General features: G+C 60.5%; 10 protein-coding genes and 2 pseudogenes. 7 read left to right on the forward strand and 5 right to left on the reverse strand.

Going from position 1 to position 21112, the window contains the following annotated elements; translation table 11 throughout:
- Positions 1-94: 94 nt before the first annotated feature.
- Positions 95-735 (reverse strand): annotated as a pseudogene (locus tag B5P46_RS15630) (UdgX family uracil-DNA binding protein).
- A 215-nt stretch (positions 736-950) separates the two neighbouring features.
- Between B5P46_RS15630 and B5P46_RS15635 the strand changes: the two are divergent.
- The 3 genes from B5P46_RS15635 to B5P46_RS15645 all read left to right on the forward strand — a co-directional run bounded on the left by B5P46_RS15635 (position 951) and on the right by B5P46_RS15645 (position 4426).
- Positions 951-2414, forward strand: a complete 1464-nt coding sequence (locus B5P46_RS15635; RefSeq protein ID WP_129419469.1) for a phospholipase D-like domain-containing protein — start codon at positions 951-953, stop codon at positions 2412-2414.
- A 95-nt stretch (positions 2415-2509) separates the two neighbouring features.
- Complete coding sequence (locus tag B5P46_RS15640) at positions 2510-3325, forward strand: endonuclease/exonuclease/phosphatase family protein (protein WP_129419441.1); 816 nt, start codon at positions 2510-2512, stop codon at positions 3323-3325.
- A 210-nt stretch (positions 3326-3535) separates the two neighbouring features.
- A complete protein-coding gene (locus tag B5P46_RS15645; RefSeq protein ID WP_129419442.1) occupies positions 3536-4426 on the forward strand; it encodes a LysR substrate-binding domain-containing protein in 891 nt (296 codons plus the stop codon).
- Positions 4427-4462: 36 nt separating this feature from the next.
- Here B5P46_RS15645 and B5P46_RS15650 read toward each other — a convergent pair whose 3' ends face one another.
- Positions 4463-5368 (reverse strand): LysR family transcriptional regulator, encoded by a 906-nt coding sequence (locus B5P46_RS15650; protein ID WP_129419443.1) that lies wholly within the window; start codon positions 5366-5368, stop codon positions 4463-4465.
- 110 nt (positions 5369-5478) lie between these two features.
- On the opposite strand from B5P46_RS15650, the pseudogene B5P46_RS15655 reads away from it, so the two are divergent.
- Positions 5479-6308: pseudogene (locus B5P46_RS15655) on the forward strand (SDR family oxidoreductase).
- A gap of 66 nt (positions 6309-6374) precedes the next feature.
- On the opposite strand, the gene B5P46_RS15660 reads toward B5P46_RS15655, so the two are convergent.
- The 3 genes from B5P46_RS15660 to B5P46_RS15670 form a co-directional block, all read right to left on the reverse strand.
- Entirely contained in the window at positions 6375-8000 is a 1626-nt protein-coding gene (locus B5P46_RS15660; RefSeq protein ID WP_129419444.1) for a carboxylesterase/lipase family protein, read from the reverse strand.
- A 366-nt stretch (positions 8001-8366) separates the two neighbouring features.
- Positions 8367-8645: a hypothetical protein gene (locus B5P46_RS15665; protein ID WP_129419445.1), complete on the reverse strand. Its 279-nt coding sequence runs from the start codon at positions 8643-8645 to the stop codon at positions 8367-8369.
- Between the two features lie 302 nt (positions 8646-8947).
- A complete protein-coding gene (locus B5P46_RS15670; RefSeq protein WP_129419446.1) occupies positions 8948-12970 on the reverse strand; it encodes an AAA family ATPase in 4023 nt (1340 codons plus the stop codon).
- Positions 12971-13241: 271 nt separating this feature from the next.
- Between B5P46_RS15670 and B5P46_RS15675 the strand changes: the two genes are divergently transcribed.
- The 3 genes from B5P46_RS15675 to B5P46_RS15690 all read left to right on the forward strand — a co-directional run bounded on the left by B5P46_RS15675 (position 13242) and on the right by B5P46_RS15690 (position 21095).
- The gene (locus B5P46_RS15675; protein ID WP_129419447.1) at positions 13242-18857 is read left to right on the forward strand and encodes an alkaline phosphatase D family protein; all 5616 of its coding nucleotides are present in this window, start codon (positions 13242-13244) and stop codon (positions 18855-18857) included.
- Positions 18858-19203: 346 nt separating this feature from the next.
- Positions 19204-19926, forward strand: a complete 723-nt coding sequence (locus B5P46_RS15685; RefSeq protein ID WP_129419448.1) for a FadR/GntR family transcriptional regulator — start codon at positions 19204-19206, stop codon at positions 19924-19926.
- The gene (locus tag B5P46_RS15690; protein WP_129419449.1) at positions 19923-21095 is read left to right on the forward strand and encodes a PLP-dependent transferase; all 1173 of its coding nucleotides are present in this window, start codon (positions 19923-19925) and stop codon (positions 21093-21095) included. Before B5P46_RS15685 ends, B5P46_RS15690 begins: the two co-directional genes overlap by 4 nt.
- The last annotated feature ends 17 nt before the right edge of the window (positions 21096-21112 follow it).

Raw genomic sequence — 21112 nt, forward strand, 5'->3', positions numbered from 1 at the left:
GGATGGTTCCAGAGGAGTGGAACTCTTTCAAGCGAAATCGCGCCGCAACCGGAAATATTTCGCATCGCAGCATATTAGGGTTGAGGATCGGCCTTCACCGGGGCCGAAACTCCACCGCCTTGTGCAGATCTGAGACGAAATCCCAGCGCTGCCGGCGCTGCTCCGCCTCGTCGCGAATGCGCAAGAGATAGGAGGGGTGGATGGTGACCAGGACAGGCGGACGGTTTGCCGGATAGAGGATATGGCCGCGCTCCGGCGTCAGCTTCACCTTCGGCCCGAGCAGCGCATAAAGCGCGCTTGCGCCGAACGTCACGACGAGCTTCGGCTGCAGGATGTGAGCTCTGCGCCGAGCCACCAGGCGCAACGCCTGATCTCGCCGGCATTCGGTTTTGCATGCAGCCGCCGTTTGCCGCGCGGCGTGAACTTGAAGTGCTTGACGGCATTGGTGACATAGCAGCGCTGGCGGTCGAGGTCGGCCTCTTCCAAGCAGCGATCGAGCAGCCGGCCGGCGGGACCCACAAAAGGCCTGCCGGTCAGATCCTCCTGGTCACCCGGCTGCTCGCCGACGAGGACGATCTCGGCTTTCACAGGGCCTTCGCCGAAGACGATTTGCGTGGCATTCCTGTAGAGATCACAACGGGTGCAGCCTTCCGCCTGACGCCGGAGTTCGGCAATGCTGTCGGCATCCGCCACTTCGAGCGCCAGGGCCGGACCGACATTTGCAGCTATGTTCATGATGGCGATCCTCAGTCTCCTCGGGATCAATCGATCTGTGCCGGCATTGTTCCCGCTAGGGAATGCGCGCTTTCGGAAATGGGTAGGAGGCGGATAGCTTCGGCGCATTCGCGGTCGGTCGCCGGCCGGCAAAATGGTCACGGTGAAAAAATTCGCGTCATGGGAGAGCGGCCGCCTGATTGAACGCCGCCGTTTCGCGGCTATATTCGCCAGCGATGTTCTATCTCCTGTCGACCTACTGGCCGCATATCCTCTTTGTCGTTTCGATCGCCATGGGGGCCGCGGCGGCGATCCATGCCGCCATGACCAAGGAGGAGGTGCGCGCCGCGATCGGCTGGGTCGGCGTCATCATCCTGTCTCCGATCATCGGCGCGCTGCTCTATGCGATTGCCGGCATCAACCGCATCCGCCGCAAATCGTTGAGTGTCCGCCGCGACGCGCTGCTGCTTGCGGCCGAATTCGACGAACTGGAGACCTTCGACGCCGAGGCCGAGACGGTGATCAGCCAGTTCGGCCGCCGCTTTGCGGCGCTGCAGACACTGGGCGACCGGGTGACGCGCAATCCGCTGACATCAGGCAATACGATCGACATGCTGGAGACCGGCGACGAGGCCTATGCGGCGATGAAATCAAGCATCGACGAGGCGACGCGCAGCATCCTGCTCGAAACCTATATCTTCGACCGCGATGCGGTCGGCCTTCGCATCGCCGATGCGCTGATTGCGGCGGTCAGGCGTGGTGTGGAGGTCCGGGTGCTGATCGACGCGGTCGGTGCGCGTTATTCGGTGCCGAGCATTCTTGGCCATCTAAGCGAAGGCGGCGTCACGGTCGCTGTCTTCAACGGCAATGTCATCATGGGCTTGCGGCTGCCCTATGCCAATCTGCGCACCCACCGCAAGATCCTGATCGTCGACGGGAAAATTGCGCTGACGGGCGGGATGAACATCAGGGCGGGCTTCAGCGAGGAGGCGACGGGCGAGAGCTTTGCCCACGACACGCATTTCAGCGTCACCGGCCCGGTCGTGGCCGATCTTTTCGACCTCGCCGCCGAAGACTGGCGCTTCTCGACGCAGGAATTGTTGAACGACGAGGCCTGGCGCATCGAACCGCCGCAGCGCAGCCCCGGCGATCCCATCTTGATGCGCGTCGTCGCCTCCGGCCCGGACCGCAGCGTCGAGACCAACCATAAAATGCTGATGGGCGCCTTTTCCGTGGCGCGCCAATCGATCCGCATCATGTCGCCCTATTTCCTGCCGGACCGTGAACTCATCAGTGCCCTGGTGACGGCGGCACGGCGCGGCGTCGAAGTCGATATCGTCGTGCCGGCGCTCAACAACCTCGTGCTGGTCGACCGGGCGATGACGGCGCAATTCGATCAGATCCTCAAGAACTACTGCCGTATCTGGCGCTCCACCGGCAGCTTCAGCCATTCGAAGCTGCTGACGATCGACGGCACCTGGGCCTATGTCGGATCCTCCAATCTCGACCCGCGTTCGCTGCGGCTGAATTTCGAGGTCGATCTCGAAGTGCTGAACGAGGGCTTCGCCGCCGAGATCGACGAGCACATCGAGGAAACCTTGAAAGCGGCAACGCCGGTAACGCTCGAGAGCCTGCGCGCGCGACCCTTCGCGGTACGGCTGCTCGAGAAGGTGCTATGGCTGGGTTCGCCCTATCTCTGACGGATTTTTTGTGATCGGACATGGCAAGTTCCGCTCGGCCGCCTATACTGCGGAGTGAGTAGCCTTTTCGATCAACGGAACAAGTGCGCCTTCCGATGCACGGCAGAAAAGACAACCTTCCCGCCAGCATTCTCGCCTCGATCAGGAGCAGGAAAAAGCGGCTCGACGCAGCCCATACGGAGGCAAGGCCGCGCAGTGCGGGAACGCTGATCGCCTCCTACAATGTGCACAAATGCGTCGGCACGGACCGCCGCTTCGATCCGGAGCGCACCAGCCGGGTGATCCATGAAATCGGCGCCGATGTGATCGCGCTGCAGGAGGCCGACACACGCTTCGGCGAGCGCACCGGCATTCTCGATCTCGGCCGGCTGGAACGAGAGACGGGGCTGATCCCGGTGCCAGTTGCCGGCATGGCGAAGGCGCATGGCTGGCACGGCAATGTCGTGCTCTTCAAGAAGGGGCTGGTGCATGACGTGCACCAGGTCAAGCTGCCGGGGCTGGAGCCGCGCGGCGCGCTGGTCGCCGAAATCGAGCTGGAGCAGGGCGGGGTGCTGCGCATCATAGCCGCGCATTTCGGCCTGCTGCGTCACAACAGAGCCCAGCAGGCCCGCACACTGGTCGAGCTCATCAAAGACAGGCACGAGATGCCGACCATCCTGCTCGGCGACCTCAACGAATGGCGGCTCGGCGACCGTTCTTCGCTCAACACCTTCCAATCCGCCTTTGGACCGCTGCCGCCCGCCGTCCCGAGTTTCCCCGCCGGTCTGCCGCTTCTGGCGCTCGACCGGATCATCGCCAACCGCAAGGGGATCATTTCGGAGGTGGAAGCCCATGATACGCCGCTCGCACGTATCGCCTCCGACCACCTGCCGATCAAGGCGCTGATCGATCTGGAACCCGTGCCGGGCTGATGTCATGGCGACAGTGGGTCCTGTCGCATTTGTCACTTCGGCCAGCGCTTTCACCTGGCCATGGCTGAAACGTCGCCAGCCGGATGGCGTTCAATATGATCTCGAATATCCGTCTGCGCATCGATATCTCTCCTTCGCGATCATATGCCGCCTCTTGCCTCGCGCCTTCAAACGAGCTTATCGTCGGCCTCGAATGACTTGAGGTTATGGATGAAACGCGGACGCCTGCCATTGACGGCCTTGCGGAGTTTCGAGGTCGCCGGCCGTCTCGAAAGCTTCACGCTGGCAGCGCAGGAGCTGTTCATCTCGCAGGCGGCGGTCAGCCGGCAGATCCGCGAGCTGGAGACGCTGCTGGGCGAAGCGCTCTTCGAGCGCCGCCATCGCGGCGTCCATCTGACCGCCTCGGGCAACAAGCTGCTGGCGATCCTGACGCTATCCTTCGACCGGATCGACGAATGCCTGGAAGAAATCCGCAGCCGGCCGGCAACGGCAGCGGTGACGATCAGCGCGGAACCCTCCTTTGCAGCGTGCTGGCTCGTTCCCCGCCTGCCGGAGTTTCGGGAACGGCATCCTGAGATCGACGTGACGATCGACGCCGATTCACGCCTGATCGAGTTCCGGGGCGGGCAGGCCGAGATCGCCATCCGCCACAGCGCCAGCGTGACTGCTTGGCCGAGGACGGAGAGCGGACATCTTGCCGATGCCAGGATGGTGCCGGTCGCAGCACCTGCGCTGCTCAAGGCAGGGCCTGCGATCGACCGCCCGGAAGACATGCTCCGTCATACGCTGTTGCATGAGGAGACCCGCGACGTGTGGTTCCGCTGGTTCGAGACGGCAGGCATCACCATGCCGGAAACCGCGCGGGGGCCGGTTTATGCCGATGGCGGGCTGGTCATGCAGGCGGTCCTGCGCGGGCAGGGCATAGCGCTGATGGACGATATCTTCGCCGAAGAAGAGATCAGGGCGGGCCGATTGCTTCGCCTGTCCGAGCTTGCCGTTGTCCACGGCGCCTACTGGCTGGTCGCGCGCAGCTTTGAGCGGCTCGCCCCGCCTGCCTCACTCTTTGTTCGCTGGATCAGCTCCCGGATCGAAGCATTCTGAAGGCGGCCGATATCGGCAAAACTCGGCCAAGGCGGCCTATCGACCGTGACGCTCGACCTCGGTCAGCACCGTGATGAAGGCCCGCAAACCCTGCGGCACGTGACGGTGGCCGGGATAATAGAGACAGAGGCCCGGAATTACGGGGCACCAGTCGTCCAGCACGGTGATGAGCGCGCCGCTTTCGAGAAACGGCCGGGCGGTGCGATCCGAGACATAGGCGATGCCGAGCCCCTTTGCCGCTGCCTGCGCCATCAGCTCGACATGGTCGAGCGTCAGCACGCCCGGAACGTCGACGGCAAGCTCGTGGCCGTGTTTTTCGAACTCCCAGCGGAAGAGCTTGCCGCTTGGCAGCCGGAAGCGGATGCAGGCGTGGGTCTTTAATTCGTCCGGTGTCTGCGGCGCCGGATGCGCGGCGAGATAGGCCGACGAAGCGACGGAGACAAAGCGGGTATCGCCGCCGAATTCCACCGCGATCATATCGAGCGGCACCGCCTCGCGAAGTCTTATGCCGGCATCGAAACCGTCGGCAACGACATCGACGAGCCGATTGTCGGTGACGAGATCGAGCGATATGTCGGGATAGCGGGTGAGAAAGGTCGGGACGGCGGCATCGAGCAGCACCCGCGCGGCGATCTCGCTGGTATTGATCCGCAATGTGCCGCTGGGATGGCCGCGGAATTCGTTGACCTCATCGAGCGCCAGATCGAAATCCCTGAACAGTGGCGTCAGACGGGTGACGAGGCGCTCGCCGGCTTCCGTCGCCGCGACGCTGCGGGTCGTCCGGTTGAGAAGCCGAACGCCCATATTTGCTTCGAGCGAACGCATCATATGGCTGAGCGTCGAAGGCGACAGGCCCAACTCGTCAGCGGCCTTGCGGAAGCTGCGATGAGTGACGATGGCAGACAAGGCTCTCAGATCGGCAAGGGTCGGCTTGTAATTCATGGCTAAAATTCACCAACTCATGCAGCATTCGACGGATGGAAGCAGGAATAGGCTTATCTATCTTTAACTTCAAGAGCAGCCGCAATCCCGCGGCATGAAGGGCTAAGACAATGGCAAAGACATGGATGATAACGGGCGCCTCCTCCGGTTTCGGGCGCATCATGACCGAAAAACTGCTGGCGCGCGGCGATCGCGTCGCGGCGACGGTGCGCAGGCCGGAAGCGCTCGACGATTTGACGTCGCGTTACGGCGACAGCCTTTGGATCGCGACACTTGACGTCAGCGATGATGGGGCGGTGCGCACAGTCGTCGACGCCGCTTTTGGAGCGATGGGCCGGATCGACGTCGTCGTCAGCAATGCCGGCTACGGCCTGTTCGGCGCTGCGGAGGAGGTGAGCGACGAACAGATCCGCCATCAGATCGATACCAACCTGATCGGCTCGATCCAGGTGACCCGGGCAGCGCTGCCGCATATGCGGGCGCAGGGTGGCGGCCGCATCCTGCAGGTGTCTTCGGAAGGCGGGCAGATCGCCTATCCGAATTTCAGCCTCTACCATGCGACCAAATGGGGCATCGAAGGTTTCATCGAAGCCGTTTCGCAGGAGGTCGCCCCCTTCGGCATCGAGTTCATCATCGCCGAGCCAGGTCCGGCGCGGACCGATTTCGGGCGCGGCCTGGTCGCGCCGCAACCGATGGAAGCCTATGACGCGACGCCGCCGGCGAAATCCGCCGCGCCATCGCCGACGGCACGTTCGAAGCCAAGGGTGACCCCGTCAAGATGGCGCAGGCGATGATCGAGGCTGCCGAACAACATTCGGCTCCGAAGCGGCTGGCGCTCGGCGCCGGCAGCTATGCCTCGATCCGCAAAGCACTAGTCGAGCGGTTGGCTGAGCTCGACGCCTTCAAGGAGGTGACGATCTCCACGGATGTCGATGGCTGACCCACGGCCAGCCGCTGCCGGCGCCGGCCGGGTCTATGCCAGCCGGCGCTGTATGTCCAATTGGCGTTAAAGGGCGCCTGCAGCCTGCAGCAGCTTGCGATCGAGATCGACTGTCACGCGGGACTGCTTGTCGAGAACCATGGTCGCCGGCTTGTCGGTTGTGTAGGCCGGCCAGTCGGGCAAGCCCTCGGCGCTCGGCTTGCCGTTGCGCGCGAAGTTGACCCAGGCCTGGCTCACCTTCCTGGAAAGCGTGAGCGCATCGCTGCCACCGCCGGTCGACGTCTTAACCAGGGCGGCGTTGGCAAACACGTAGGGCAGTTCCGCACAATGCCAGGCCATGGCAATGCCATCCAGGACCGGTGACTCGTAGGCAAACATGTAGGAGTAGACCGGAGCCCCGTTCTGCTTCGCCTTCAGGTCGAGATCACGGATGGCGCCCGGCCGGAAGCGCAGATCCAGGAAATAGGCGTCGGCGATCTTTTTCTCGGGGTAGGCCGCCATGAATGCCTTGCCGACCGCGTCGGATTTGTCGGCGAAGCGCTCCTTCAGCTTGGCCTGAGACTTGTCTTCGTCCCAGTTGTTCTTGTTGTCGGCAAGGAGCTCGCCCGCCTTGTGATTGATCACCGTCTCGAACTCGTTGAGGGTGTTCCCGACCATCAGGGGAATGTCCTTGGCCTGGTCGACCCACTGTGTCCCGACAGGGTTTGCCGGAATGTAGTCGCCGTCCTGAACGGGTGCATAGCGGGCGTCCTTCGCGCCCTGGGCGGTCGCCTCCTTGACGGCCTTGTCGGCTGCCGCAAGGAGATCGTAATAGTCCGCGTCGGCAAGCTTGTCGATGTCGCTGGCCTTGAGACCGAGATTGGCGAGCGTCAATTCGGCCACCTTCCGCGAGGACGCCTGATCGATGACGGAATCGGTCCGCGAGCCGCTCTGAACGATCGCCTTCTGGAAGAGGCCCTTCGCCGAAGGCGTCCCCATCAGGGCGCGCACCTTGTAGCCACCGCCGGACTGGCCGAAAATCGTCACATTACCGGGATCGCCGCCAAAGGCTTCAGCATTGTCGTGGACCCATTTCAGCGCAGCGACGAGATCTGTGACGCTGGCATTGCCCGATCGTTTGTACTTCTCGCCATAGGCGGAAAGATCGAGGAAGCCGAGCACGTTGAGCCGGTGGTTGAGGGTGACGACGACGACATCGCCGTCCTTGCTCAGATTATGGCCGTCATAAGAGGTCAGCTCGATGCCGGAGCCATTGGTGAAGCCGCCCCCATGGATCCAAACCATGACCGGCCGTTTCTTTCCGTCCTTGATCGCTGGCGTCCAGATGTTCAGGAACTGGCAGGCTTCGCTCATCGGCAGATAGCGGTGCGGATTGAAGAGTTCGTCGCCGGCCACTTCCTTCATTCGGGGGATGAAGCAGTTCTCACCATAGGTGACTGCAGGACGGATGCCTTTCCAAGGCGCGACCTCTTCCGCCGGCATGAAGCGGTCGGCATGTGCGTAGGGAACGCCAAGATAGCTGTAGATGCCATCGTCGAGTGCGCCGACGAGACTGCCCTTGTTGGTTTCGACGACCGTCTTGCTCTGCGAAGCAACAAACTCTTCGGCGAGAGCCGGCGCGCCGACAATGGGCGCTGTCACCGCCGACAGCGCGGATATTAAAGCGCAATAATATAAGAACGTCCTTTTCATCAACTTATCCTCTTGTCGTTGATTTCGAGTTTTCAAAAGCCCGACGGTCGCCATCCCCGGCCGTCGGTGACTAACTAGGTCGGCGCCGACAATTGTCAGGCCACAGTCAGATGGTTTGCTGGAGAGAGGATCACGCCGGAGGGTTTGGACGGGTCTTCTTGCCGACCGGCCTCCAGAGCCAGGAGATCCAACGCGCGGGCCGCTTCTGCGCGCTTTGGTCCTGCCGGACATCGAGCGTCTTGAGCACGCCCGACGGAACACCACTCGGCGCCAAAGTGGTAGCGATTGGCCAACTATCCGCACAGGTGATTAGGCGGCGAGATACATGGCGCCGCTTGCCCGGACCGCGTTAGCGTCCGCCACTGGTCAGAAAGATGACGAAGGGACCACCCCAATCGTTGGGACGGGTGGTTTGCGCTCCTGTATCTTGTCTCCCTGCTCGTCGCCGGCGCTCAGTGCCTCGCGCACTTCATCCTCTTCCCAACCCGCCTCGATGGCGGAAGCCACGAGCGTTTCGATTTTCTCGGTTTCCGAGTTGTGCGAAGTCTCATCGAGGTGGTGTCTGGCGGTATCGAGACACTGACGGAGGTTCGAAGCGCGGCTGGCGTCGTTACGGTCGTAGCTTGGCGATGCGACGTAGGTCATTTGAGAGCTCCCTGCTGATCGAGAGGAACATCTGAAGAAAGAGCCGGTTCCACGGCGCACCTCAGTCAAATATGGAAGCGGGACACCGCTTACGGTCGTCCACCACCTCGGCGAACTCCAGCTCGCCGATGAGATCGAATGGCGCAACTTAGAATACTGCCACAAGACAATCGAGCCTGTGAATAATACCCGTCACAATGGTTGCTTGATCGGAAAGTTGATCCGGTCGAGAAGTGCGCTTCTCGAATGGTAGCCAGAGGTGGCGGGGCAGTCTTCCAGCGGCGATTTACGCTGCCAGCGTTCTACAAGCGGTCCCGTCGTCGACGCAACTCGGCGGCAATAATCACCTCGTCGCGTCTGAGCGACAGGCGTTGCGCCAAAGCCATTCCCTCCTTCCAGATGGAGGTCGCATAGTCCTCGCGTCCTTCCAGCCAAAGGGACATGCCGTACCACAACGCGAGCTGAGGTGCTCCGATCGGGAACACTCGGGTGTACCGCCTGAGTTCTCGGATCGCCTGCGCCTCCCACTGCCGCCATTCTTCGTACTCACGAGAAAGATTGGCTTCTCGGCCGCGTAGGAAGACTTCACATATGCCCGAGAGGCCCACCAGGGTGCTATGGGAAGTGGGGCGGTTCGACGCTCTCAGCAGGCGGAGAGTTTCGGCTGCGGCGATCACGCTCTCCGCATGGTTGCCCGTCCGAGCGAGCGCCAAGGAAAGCGTCCCCTTTACCGATATTTGTGCTGCTTGATCCACTGACCCGAACATTGCCGACGTAATAAGACGAAGAATGTCGACGGCCACTCTTGGCTGATCAGCGTTCAGCGCGCATAGCGCCTTGCACCGAAGAGCCCAGATCTCCTGTTGGATATTCCCAGCGTTCTGAGCGCGCGCCAAAAGCGCGCTGGCGGACGGGTCGAGCGCGGATTGATCGCCGCGGTAATATAACGACCAGAAACGCACCGTCTCCGCGTTGCACCACCGCAACTGGTCTCCTGCTCGTACGCAGAGTTCCTGAGCCTGCGCAATCCTCCTATCCAGCGCCGCCCATTCTGCGCGACCGACCTGCCAGAGCGCGTCGATGCCATACACGTGCGACTGGATCGCGGGGTCTTTGAGTTCGATTGCTATCCGCTCTGCCTTGGCCATAAAATATTGGCAAACGTTGCGTCGTCCCATGATTCCGAAGCCGCAGGCGAGTTGTGACGAAGCGATGGCCAGCTCTATCGTCCATCCTGTGCGCTCCGCCCGTGACACGGCCTCGAATAGATTGCACATCCCGCGTGTAAAACGCAGTTCAAAGTAGTCGACCGTGGCCGCCTGGTTCAGGCAGCGTGCCATCTCGCGCTCCCATGCTCGCAGGTCCTCGCGACCAATCATTTTTGAGAAATGTGACGGCATAAGCTGCTGAAGAGCAAGCCGAGCGGCGTTAGCGGTGAAACGGACGAATGTCATCGCAGAAGAGTTCGGAACAGGGTGCCCGGCCATGCTGAGCGCCCTTCGTATCGCGACGCCTTGAGCATGGATGTCGCCGCGACTGTAGTGGGCCTCCGCGAGTTTCCTGCGCCACTGAACAGCCCGAAGTCTTTGCTCAGGTGACCAATTCGCGTCCTTCGCCTCGTGAGCCATGCAAATGTTCAGGAAGGCCTCGACCTCCCGAAAGGCTCCCATTTGCAGCGCCCTCGTGGCCGCTAAATCGGCATACTTGACGACTTTTTCCTTGTTGTTCGATGCCTCAAAGTGCTGCACCAGCAGGGACAAATCGCCGCCCAGAGTTTCGAGCTGACTGCACTCGAGCCAGTGAGCCAACCTTTCATGCAACTCGAGACGCAGGTCAGTGGGTATGGACCCGTAAACCACGTCCCGCGTCTGATCGTGACGGAACTCATAACGTCCGCTTTGGCCGAACTGGCGAACGAGATGCGCATCCACCAGCCTTTCCACTGCAAGACGCAGGCTGTGCTCGCCCACCTCGTCACGCAGGAGCGCCTGAAGTTCGAGAATGCTAAATGACCTCCCAACAACCGCGGCGGCCTTGAGGACATCCTGAGAGGTGCCGTCAAGGCGGTCGATCCGTTCTCTGATCACCCGTTCGACGCCTTCGAAATGATATAAGTCTTGAAGTGGCCGGATGGGACGCCACAGTCCGTCTCGGACCGCGATCAATCCCTCGCTTTTCAAGGTCAGGGCAATTTCTTCCGCGAAGAAGGGATTACCTCCTGACAGGGTTGCAATTCGGCCGGCGAGCTCGTCATGCGGACGCTCGTCTCCCAGCGTTTGGCCGACGAGCTCCTTTATCGAGGTGTCGTTCAACTCGTCGAGCTCAAGGATCCGGCACATCCTTGCGACGTCGTCTGCCTCCGACCACGGAGCGTTGACATTCGCTGCCTCGGTGCGCCTCCGCAGATGCAGGAACTCGTCAGATATTTCCCCGGAGCGTATGCAAAGCACCAGCAACAATGCCGGGACCGACCCGAGGACCCACTCGACAAGACGCCATGAGGCGGAGTCCAGCCACTGGCAGTCCTCTAGCACAAGCGCGAGCGGGCGCGGTGCGAGGGCTCCCACCAGATCGCCAAGAAGGCGCATCATCGCGTCGGCACGATGAGCGCCTTCCAGATGCCGTGTGCCTTCATTCTGAGGAATATCGATCGAGAGAACGTCGCTGAGCAACGGGAGGCGGTCCGTTATCCAGGTCGCCGCATGCAGTCGCGCGTTGATGCCCTGGAGAATGACGGATCCCTCGGCATTGGGCGGCAGCCCCAGAAGGCCTTCAAGCACGTGCCGCCAAGCCAGAAGCGAACTGCGCCGATCGTCGCGCTCGGCAGGGGAGACCGAGACATCGATGCCAGCCATGCGCAGGTTTTCCGTGAACGCTGCGATCAGCCTTGTTTTCCCGATGCCCGGCTCACCTACTACCATAACAAGTCGACTATCGCCCTGTCTTACCTCCTGGAAGACATTGTCCAAAAATGCGATTTCGCCTTCACGCCCTATGAGTATCGACTGGGGCGTCGGTTTGAAGCTGAGTTCGAGCGGGCGGAAAACAGATGCAATGTCTCCGAGACCCTCTAGCTGCAGGCTGCCGCACCGGTCGAACGTGTATGCCGCCCGGCTCGCGCGCTCCGTCGGCTCGTCGCAGATTACATCGTCGGACGCAGTAGCAACAAGGCGAGCCGCCCGATTGACCGGCGTACCGAGGACCATCAACTGCCGGCGACGTAGGCTGCCCACGACGCGGAAAAGCGCTTCGCCCGTGGCCACCCCGATTGAGGCAATAAGGCCGAGCTGCTTGACGCTCTGGTGGATGGAGAGGGCGGTCAGGATGGCGCGAGTAGGGTCGTCGCGGTGAAACGCGCCCCGTGCACCGAACGCCGAAATAAAAATGAGCCCTTTGTCGTCGAACAGCAGTTCGCCGGCAGGCCCGCCATTTTGGATCGATATCCTCTGCAGAGAGGCAGAAACCTTTTGGTGCGCAGCCAAGGCGCTCGCACGCTGGTCTTCAAGCCCACTGATTCGCGCGAAGACTACGGAAACCGGTCTGATTTCTGCGAGGGCGTCCGGCCGTACGATTCGCTGGCTGCTCTTGCGTGCATCGAGTTGCCACTCGTCTTCCTTCGGCAGAATTGGGGTCGACTCTCTTAGGATTTCCTGCAACGGCATCGGAAGGAACCCAATGAGCCACTCGGGATCCAGCGACCGTACGGAAGGAATTCCCTCGGCAGTGCCAGTTCCCACCAGGCTCTCGCCCGCTAACGCTATGGAAGCCTCCTGGGACAGCACGAATTCCCAGCCGCGAGCCAGAGAATGAGATCGGGCGGCCTGCCTTACGGCGTCACCGGCCGCGACCAGATTCCAGACAGGCTCGCCTCCAACCGCCGCTATCCACAGTTGCCCTGCACCAACGCCGATATGAAGCGTCGGTCGCTCCGGGGTGGACTCGGATATTGCGCCGTTTCGGCTCTCCTCGCAGATAGCTCGCGCGCAGTCAGCCGCAGTTTTCACGGCACTGGAAAGTCCCGTCTTGTCGGCGTCCCAATAGGCGAGAAGAGAATCTCCGGCGAAATACAGCACCTCGCCACCCTGGCCGCAGATGAGTTCCGCGCAGCGTGCATAAGAAAGACTCAGCAGCCGTGGAATCTGAGCGAGCCCCTCCTTGCCGCGCCGGGCCAGTTGTTCGACGAGCGCCGTGTACCGGGAAACATCCACAAATATAACCGCAGCGGAGAACTCTACCGACGCAGGCCGCTCTCCGCGAGCGCCGTGGATGCGACGGAGCAGGTCCAGTGGCAGAAAGCCTTCGAGCGTTTTCGCAATCTCTTCCATGGCACGAGTCCGGGCGTGAACAAGGGTCGCGCGAAAAGCACTTTTCGCGTCAAAGTGCAAATTCCTCTCGCCGAGCTTGGCACTCTCGCATATTATTTAGCAATCGCTAAGGGGGAAGCGGACACTCCATTCTCGTGCGCCCCGGCCAATCAAGCGGTCGCACGAGATATCTCCTGAAGCATTCCTGGCGTGCAAAACGAAAGTGCCGTCGAGTGTCGCGATCATTGCGGTCCTGCCGTTAGCACGACACCGCCGAATTGCGGAGGGTCGGATGAGCACGGATAACAATTCCAAGACAGCTTGGATCTCGCAAGGATTCGAGGGGCTCATCGATCGGGTGCGCAAAGCCCCCGAGGATCTCCATTTTGATGTGTTAGTCGTGGGAAGCGGCTACGGCGGAGCCATGGCCGCATTCACTTTGGCTGGACGTACCACCGGGGGCCGGGTTTTGAAGGTAGGAGTGCTGGAGCGAGGTAGAGAATATCTACCCGGCTCCTTTCCCAGCGGGTTAGCGGAATTGCCGCGGCACGTCCGCCGTGACGGCAACAAAGAGGGGCTCTTCGATGTTCGTATCGGGCCGGAAGTGACAACGGTCGTGGCAAATGGCGTCGGCGGTGGGTCCCTTATTAATGCCGGGGTTCTGGAAATCCCGTTGGAAAGCGTATTCCAGAAGCGGTGGCCACATCAGCTCAGTAGTCTCGGCACCTGGATGGAGTATTTCGAGCGAGCTCGCGAGCTGCTCGGAGGAGGAATTCCGGATGACCTTAACACCATACAAAAGCACCCGGATGGCCCTCCCCAAAAGTATCGGTCGATACGGAAGGTCGCCCCGTCGAATTTTCGCGACGCAGCTATCACCGTTGCGATGCGGGAGACGTTGAGTTCTGGCCACGTGAGGCTAAGCAAGTGCCGGCGCTGCGGCGATTGCGCAACCGGATGCAATTTCGGGGCAAAGAACTCACTTGACGTGAACCTGCTCGTGGCCGCGCAGCAGCATGGCGCGGAAATATTCAGCGGCGCAACGGTCCTCAGCATTGAACCAGGTAATGGATTTTGGATCGTCAATTGCGTTTACACTAACGCGACCCTGAGAGCCCGCGATCGCGAAGTCCTGAGGGTGCGGGCGAGCAAGGTAATCGTGGCCGCGGGCACGTTGGGCTCTTACGAGATTATGAAACGCTCGCAGGAACTCGGCCTGTCACTCTCAGCTCCTCACCTCGGAAATCATTGTTCCACAAACGGCGACATGCTGATAACCGACTACGCCACATCGACTTCCGTAAACACGGTCGCCGACGAGGCCGTGCAACCATCGAAGCGCGCAATCGGTCCGACCATTACGGGCGTCATTGATCTGCGCCAGGATGCGGGGGTGCTGATCGAAGAACTGTCGGTCCCGGCAAGCCTGCGCATCGCCTTTACCGAAATCTTCTCTACAGTTGATGCGCTTCACAGCCTCGATCAGATCGATTGGACGAAACACAAGCAAGGCTTCCCGAACGATAACTATACAACTCCTGCTGCCCGAGTGCAGAATTCGGCCGTTTATGCGGTGATGGCCGACGATGGAGCTGCCGGGCATCTCGAACTCGATGCCGAAAGACGTTGTGAGGACGATGGCACCGCAAGGATGCGTTGGGATGAACTGCCGGATCACCCCGTGTTCGACAAGGAGGTCAATACGCTTGCGGAATTCATAGGAACCTCTGGCGGGCGCATGATCCCGAACCCCTTTTGGAAGCTACTCCCCGACAACATGTCGTGGCTGCTGCAGAACAAGCGCGGTCCGCTCACTACCGTACACCCGCTCGGAGGGTGTACCATGGGCAATTGCGGGGGCGACGGGGTCGTCGACCACCTCGGTCGAGTATTCTCGACGGATGACGGTGTTCCGGTCCATGATGGGCTAGTGGTGCTAGATGGCTCGATTGTACCAACTGCACTAGGCACGAATCCTGCTTTGACCATCGCTGCAATCGCACTTCGTGCGGCTGAGAACTTGGCAGATAATTGGGGCTATCAACTACCGCCACAAGCCGGTTCAACTGCGGAGCTGAGCAGGCCCACCTTCCGCGATACAGACAAGGCCCTCTCAGAACCGGGCACCGCCGTCGAGTGCATTGAGCGGCTCGTCGGCCCGGTACCCCTGCGAGGTAACGATGGATCGGTTGTCGAGAAAATAGTGGAGATTACACTTCGCTTTGAACAGACAGAGCTTGCCAAACTAATTTCCGGTGCGAGTAACAGCACAACCTTGAAGGTTTCTGAGGCATCCACGCATTCAGTGCGAAGTATGCTCCGGATTTATCCCGTCAAGAAGTGGAACTTACTCCAGCAGACCTGGGCTCCTTCGGGACTTAAGGAAGACCAATTCGATGAGGCAGCCGAATTTAGCGCGCCGCTAACGGGCACTCTTCGTATCTTTGAGCGTCAAGCGACATGGGTGGTCGGAAGGATTTGGCGCGCAGGCAGCGCGTGGTTGCTGAATCGCGGCCTCCGTGATGTCTACCAAGCGCTCGTCGATGGGGATGGAGGACCAGGGTTCTGGCAGCGTGTCCGATCGGGCCTGGCGATCGCCAGCCGGTCGGGCGAAATCAGGGCGTTCGTATATGAACTTGAGGTAGGGGAGCCTGACAAGGGCCTCGCATTGTCCCCCGACGACCACCGCATTGTTGGCACAAAGAGATTCACGTACGAACGCCGTTGCAATCCCTGGCGGCAACTCATGGAGGTCGCATTGGAGAGGTTTCCGGCGGCCGAGGGAACGCCGGCGGAACGGGTGCTGAGGCTTGACCCCAACTATCTCGCTCGCTTGGGAGTGCCGCTCTTCCGGATAACTAGGCAGCGCGACGGCGTCGCCGCTCTAGCTGAACTCGCCACCTTCTTCGGCTTCTTCCTACGGCTTCTGCTCGGATTGCATATCTGGAGTTTCCGTGCCCCTGACAAGGACACAGGGCCAACGAAACCCATTGACTTCAGGCCACCGGCCGTTCTCAAAATACCTGGGGGCGGTACCGTCCAAGCGGTGAGGCAAACGATTGTCATCGGACCCAGAAAGCCCGATCTCGGAGGCAACACGTCTACGGCTAAGTTGCTGCTGACCCGATATCCAAATCCTGGTACGGCGAAGCGACCGCTGGTGATGTTTCACGGGTACAGCGCAGGTGGAACGACATTCGCCCACCACGCTGTAGATCCGAACTTTGCCAGCTATTTCTGGAAGACGGGTCGGGACGTCTGGATTGCTGACTTAAGGATAAGTCCCGCGCATCCGACCGCGGCGGATGCTTGGAGTTTCGACCAAGTGGGCGCGGAGGACGTCACCACCGTTTTGAAGTTCGTCGCCTCACAGGCAAACGGCAACAAGGTCGATGTCATCGCTCACTGCATGGGAGCGGTCTACTTCAGCATTGCCGCACTCTCGGGAAAGTTGGGCCAGATAGTGGACCGCGCGGCGTTTATTCAGGTCGGTCCTCTGATGGTGTTCACACCGGCCAACATTTTCCGCGCCTACGTTTTGCGTTATCTGCTTGAGTTTCTGCCGGATGCCTACAGTTTCAATCCGCAGAGTCCCACTCTTGCTGACGACCTTTGGGATCGGGTACTATCGACGCTTCCTTATCCAATCGAAGAATTCGACATTGAGAATCCGGTTTGGCCGTGGAAGCGAACTCCATGGACACGCACGCGTCATCGTATGGATGCACTCTACGGCCGTGCCTTCAATGCTGCGAACATGGATCCGCACACACTCCGATTTATCAAAGAACACTTCGGTGCCATGAGCCTAAAGACCGTATCGAAGACCTTGCACTTCGTGCGCTACGCCATGATGACGGATTTCCATGGCAAGAATGAACTCGTGTCGCGCGATAATTTCGCGGCTCATTGGAATTTTCCGACTCTCAGCATTCATGGCACGGATACCGGCCTCACTCATCCTTCAACCGTGGACCGCATGCGAAAAGTTCTGAAAGACGCAGGGCGCATCTATGATGAGCCGTTCCTCAACAAAGGTGCGGGCCATCAAGACGCGGTGGTGGGAAAGCCAAGGCACGCGACGCTGAGAAGAATCGAGCAGTTCCTCGACTCGAATTTTCCGAAGGCCGGCACGCCCGACACCGAGGTCACGGCATACCCGCCATGGATCGGGCCGGTCCTTACGGTGGAACCCCAGCAAGGCAGAACTGCTCTCGTCATACGACTCGGGTCGGTGCCTTATCTGCGGAGAGCAGAGGCCGTCATCATGTTGCGCGTTCGGGTCGATGAGAATGGTATCGGCAGGCCGGATGGCCTGCCATGGGACCTAAGCTACGTAACGACGCACATGATGATCTACTGGTCACCAGACCTGCAAAAGGACGGCTGGGCTGTTTTCGAAGCGCCGCTTCCGCAGTCCATGCCGGGTTCCCCCGGCAATGCACTGCTTGTGCTCCTCGCCTATGCGGAGGACAGAGTCACGCCGCCATTCGTTCCGGAAAGTTTCTATGCAGTTTCCAAAGACGAGAAGGTCTTTGAAGCGGACCACCTAAGGTCTAACGCCGATCCCACAAAGGAAGTTGTGGGATTTGACTATCGGGTTTTCGAACGGTTTTCGGAAGCTGCGCTGGCCGCGGTCAACCGGTCGCGACCCGACCAGAACGCCAGCGCCGTTCCCACGTCCTTGCAGCAGGGCGATTCATTTGGGCAGGCAGCATTGGACCGACTCGTCGAAGGCGGGCGCGATCTGATGGACGGAGTTGTCCCGTACGATCCTCCCCAGGCGGCTCCGGTGGGTCCGTTGCCGAGCGGCACAAGCTTCATCATAGCCTCGTGCCAATACCCCGCAGGCTTTGTGGATGCAGCGCTTGCTTACCGATCATACTCCCGCGTTGGCGAACGGGTCGATGCTGCTAAGGGCATCAAACCGAAATTCGCCCTCTTCGTTGGGGATCAGGTGTATGTGGATCCGACTGCCGGCCTCTACGATCCAGCCCAGGAGGATGATCGTTATCGGCTTCCATACGAGACTTGGTTGAGAGAGCCAAGCGTACGCAACGTCCTACGTCGCATTCCATCCTTCATGCTCTTGGACGACCACGAAATCGACGACAACTGGGAGCCACTCTCCGACCCGGATCTTGAGTGCAATCAAGAAAAGCTGAGGGCCGGCAAGAAGGCGTTCCGCAAATACCAACGCGGGATGAACGCGGACCTGCAGGCGTTCGAGTTCGACGGGTATCCTTTCTTTATGCTGGATACCCGGACTGAAAGGTCACATCGTAGAGTCGATGCAAGCCTCGAGCGCGCACATTTGTTTCAGCCCGGCGACAACGAAACGATGGGAAAGCTCAAGTGCTGGCTCAAGGACTCGCGCCCCGGACCCAAGTTTATCGTGACACCCGCGATGTTCCTTCCACGCCATCGCCGCGCAATTCAGCGCGATGCCCGTCTCACATCTAGCAACCTGAGCGCGCTGCATTCGGATGGTTGGGACGGATATCCCGCCAGCATGGCAGAGGTTCTAGGATTTATTGCTTCTCAGCGCATCCAACATGTCGTGTTCCTCTCCGGAGACGAGCACAGAGGCTGCATTGCGAGTGCCCAATTGACAGGCAAAGACGATGGGAACCTGATAACCACCGTCCACTCAATTCATACCGCGGCAATGTACGCTCCGTACCCTTTCGCGAACAGCATCGACGAAGATATCGTGGAACGGGAGTGCTTTGAGTTTGAGTACTCAGCCGTTGACTATGGATGCACCGTGACAGCCACCCGACCGCCTCCCGGAGACGGGGCGACGTTTTTTTTCGTCCGCCAGGACGAAGGACGTTGGAAACTAGATTATGAGTTCGCCGGGTCTGTCCAGACCATCGTTATCGGCGAAATGCATGAAGACGCGTGATAGCCTGCAAGAAACTTGGCTGTTCAGTCGCTTCCGCCTGAAGACTCGTTGGTCTTCGGCACCCGCGTAGCCCTGATCCTCGATGTCAGTGTGTGCTCATTCTCCGACTGCGACGCGAGCGACTCAATGCCAGCGAAACCATCTTAGGATAAAAATCCCAAAAATAGCTACCATCCTGATCTTCGAAAATCTTAAGCTGGGTACCTCGAAAATCACCCTGAAATTTCCGGAAATTCTAACGCACTCGACACGAACAAACACCCCTTGACGCGTTCCCCTCTTTGAGAAATGCTAAGATGTCAGACCAATTCTCGAGGTCGGCTGCCTGATAAGAAAATGGGGAACCATGAAGGCAAATAGCAGCGACAGGCCGGTGATCCGGCCGCTTCCGGTCATGGACCGCGCGCGTCAGGTGACCGATGCGCTGGCGGATTATGTCGAGGAAGCGCGATTGAAGGCGGGCGACCGGTTGCCGGCCGAGCGCGAGCTGATGGCAGCCCTTGCCGTCGGCCGCTCGACAATTCGCGAGGCGATCCGCCATTTCCAGGCGCTCGGCGTCATCGAGACGCGCAAGGGCAGCGGCACCTATCTGCTGAAACCGGTTTCCAGGGCGACGATCCACATGCCGCTGTCGCTCGACACGGTTCATCTGCGCGACGTGCTGTTGCAGACGCTGGAGGTCCGCCGCGGCATCGAATGCGAGGCGGGCATGGTCGCGGCGCGGCGGCGCACCGAAAAGGACCTCGTCGTCATCGAGGAAAAGCTGAACGCGATGGAGCGGGTGCACTTGGAGAAGGGCACCTCCGGGCCGGAGGATCTGGCCTTCCATCTCGCCGTCTATGACGCCGCCCACAATCCGCTGTTTCGCCAGCTTCTCGAGCAGATGCGCGAGACCTTCGAGCGTTTCTGGGAGCATCCCTTCGACCGGCAGGATTTCGCGCGCCGGTCCTTTCCCTTTCACCGCGCCCTTTTTAACGCGATCGCTGCCGGGGATCCCGAAGCGGCGCGTGCCGAAACATTGAAAATTCTCGATATCGTCGAGGAAGACATCAAGGAAATGTCCAAATGAGCAACGGCGCAGAACCGTTCGATCTTGCTTCCCTCATCACCGCGCATGACGAAGGCAACTTCGCAGACGCCGTCGTGCCGCCGATTTTCCAGACCTCGCTTTTCACCTTTTCCGATTACGACGACATGATCGCCTCCTATCGCGGCGAGAAGGTGCGGCCGATCTATACGCGTGGCCTGAACCCGACGGTGCGCGCCTTCGAGGAGATGCTGGCAAAGCTCGAAGAGGCCGAGGATGCGCTGGGTTTTGCCAGCGGCATGGCGGCGATTTCGTCGGCGGTGCTGAGCTTCGTCGAGCCGGGCGACCGCATCGTCGCTGTCAAGCACGTCTATCCCGATGCCTTCCGGCTGTTCGGCACCATCCTGAAGCGGATGAAGATCGAGGTGACCTATGTCGACGGGCGCGACGAGGAGGCGGTCGCCAAGGCGCTGCCCGGCGCCAAGCTGTTCTACATGGAAAGCCCGACGAGCTGGGTGATGGAGGCGCATGATGTCGGCGCCCTCGCCGCACTCGCCAGACAACACGGCGCCATCTCGATAATCGACAACAGCTGGGCAAGCCCGTTCTTCCAGCGGCCGCTGACACTCGGCGTCGATCTCGTCATTCATTCGGCCTCGAAATATCTCGGCGGCCACAGCGATGTGGTGGCGGGCGTCATCGCCGGCTCGAAGGCGATGATTGCGCGCGTCAAGGCCGAGGCCTATCCCTATCTCGGCGGCAAGCTTTCGCCGTTCGACGCCTGGCTGCTGATCCGCGGGTTGCGCACGCTGCCGCTGCGCATGCGGGCTCATGAGGCATCCGGCCTCGAAATCGCCAGGCGCCTGCAGAAGCTCGACGTTGTGGAGGCGGTCTGCCACCCGGGGCTCGCCAACCGCCTGCCCGCCGGGCTCAACGGCACCTCGGGCCTGTTTTCCTTCATCTTCCGCGACGGCGTCGATATCCGCACCTTCGCCGATCATCTCAAGCTCTTCAAATTGGGTGTAAGCTGGGGTGGGCATGAAAGCCTGATCGTACCGGGCGAGGTGGTGCTGCAGCAGAAGGCGCAGCCGAATTCTGCGCAAACCTTCGGCATCCATGCGCGATCCGTACGCCTCCATGTTGGTCTCGAAGGAACCGAGGCCTTGTGGAGAGACATCGAGGAGGCGCTCGCCGCCGCCTCGCAATCCTGAAACCCAAGAACCTAAAA

The organism is Rhizobium leguminosarum (genome assembly GCF_004123835.1).
GTDB lineage: Bacteria > Pseudomonadota > Alphaproteobacteria > Rhizobiales > Rhizobiaceae > Rhizobium > Rhizobium leguminosarum_M.

What these genes read in the sequence shown, in the direction of transcription:
- B5P46_RS15635 (WP_129419469.1), top strand. Translation starts at nt 951, where the DNA reads ATGTTCTATCTCCTGTCGACCTACTGGCCGCATATCCTCTTTGTCGTT.
- B5P46_RS15640 (WP_129419441.1), top strand. Translation starts at nt 2,510, where the DNA reads ATGCACGGCAGAAAAGACAACCTTCCCGCCAGCATTCTCGCCTCGATC.
- B5P46_RS15645 (WP_129419442.1), top strand. Translation starts at nt 3,536, where the DNA reads ATGAAACGCGGACGCCTGCCATTGACGGCCTTGCGGAGTTTCGAGGTC.
- B5P46_RS15650 (WP_129419443.1), bottom strand. Translation starts at nt 5,368, where the DNA reads ATGAATTACAAGCCGACCCTTGCCGATCTGAGAGCCTTGTCTGCCATC.
- B5P46_RS15660 (WP_129419444.1), bottom strand. Translation starts at nt 8,000, where the DNA reads ATGAAAAGGACGTTCTTATATTATTGCGCTTTAATATCCGCGCTGTCG.
- B5P46_RS15665 (WP_129419445.1), bottom strand. Translation starts at nt 8,645, where the DNA reads ATGACCTACGTCGCATCGCCAAGCTACGACCGTAACGACGCCAGCCGC.
- B5P46_RS15670 (WP_129419446.1), bottom strand. Translation starts at nt 12,970, where the DNA reads ATGGAAGAGATTGCGAAAACGCTCGAAGGCTTTCTGCCACTGGACCTG.
- B5P46_RS15675 (WP_129419447.1), top strand. Translation starts at nt 13,242, where the DNA reads ATGAGCACGGATAACAATTCCAAGACAGCTTGGATCTCGCAAGGATTC.
- B5P46_RS15685 (WP_129419448.1), top strand. Translation starts at nt 19,204, where the DNA reads ATGAAGGCAAATAGCAGCGACAGGCCGGTGATCCGGCCGCTTCCGGTC.
- B5P46_RS15690 (WP_129419449.1), top strand. Translation starts at nt 19,923, where the DNA reads ATGAGCAACGGCGCAGAACCGTTCGATCTTGCTTCCCTCATCACCGCG.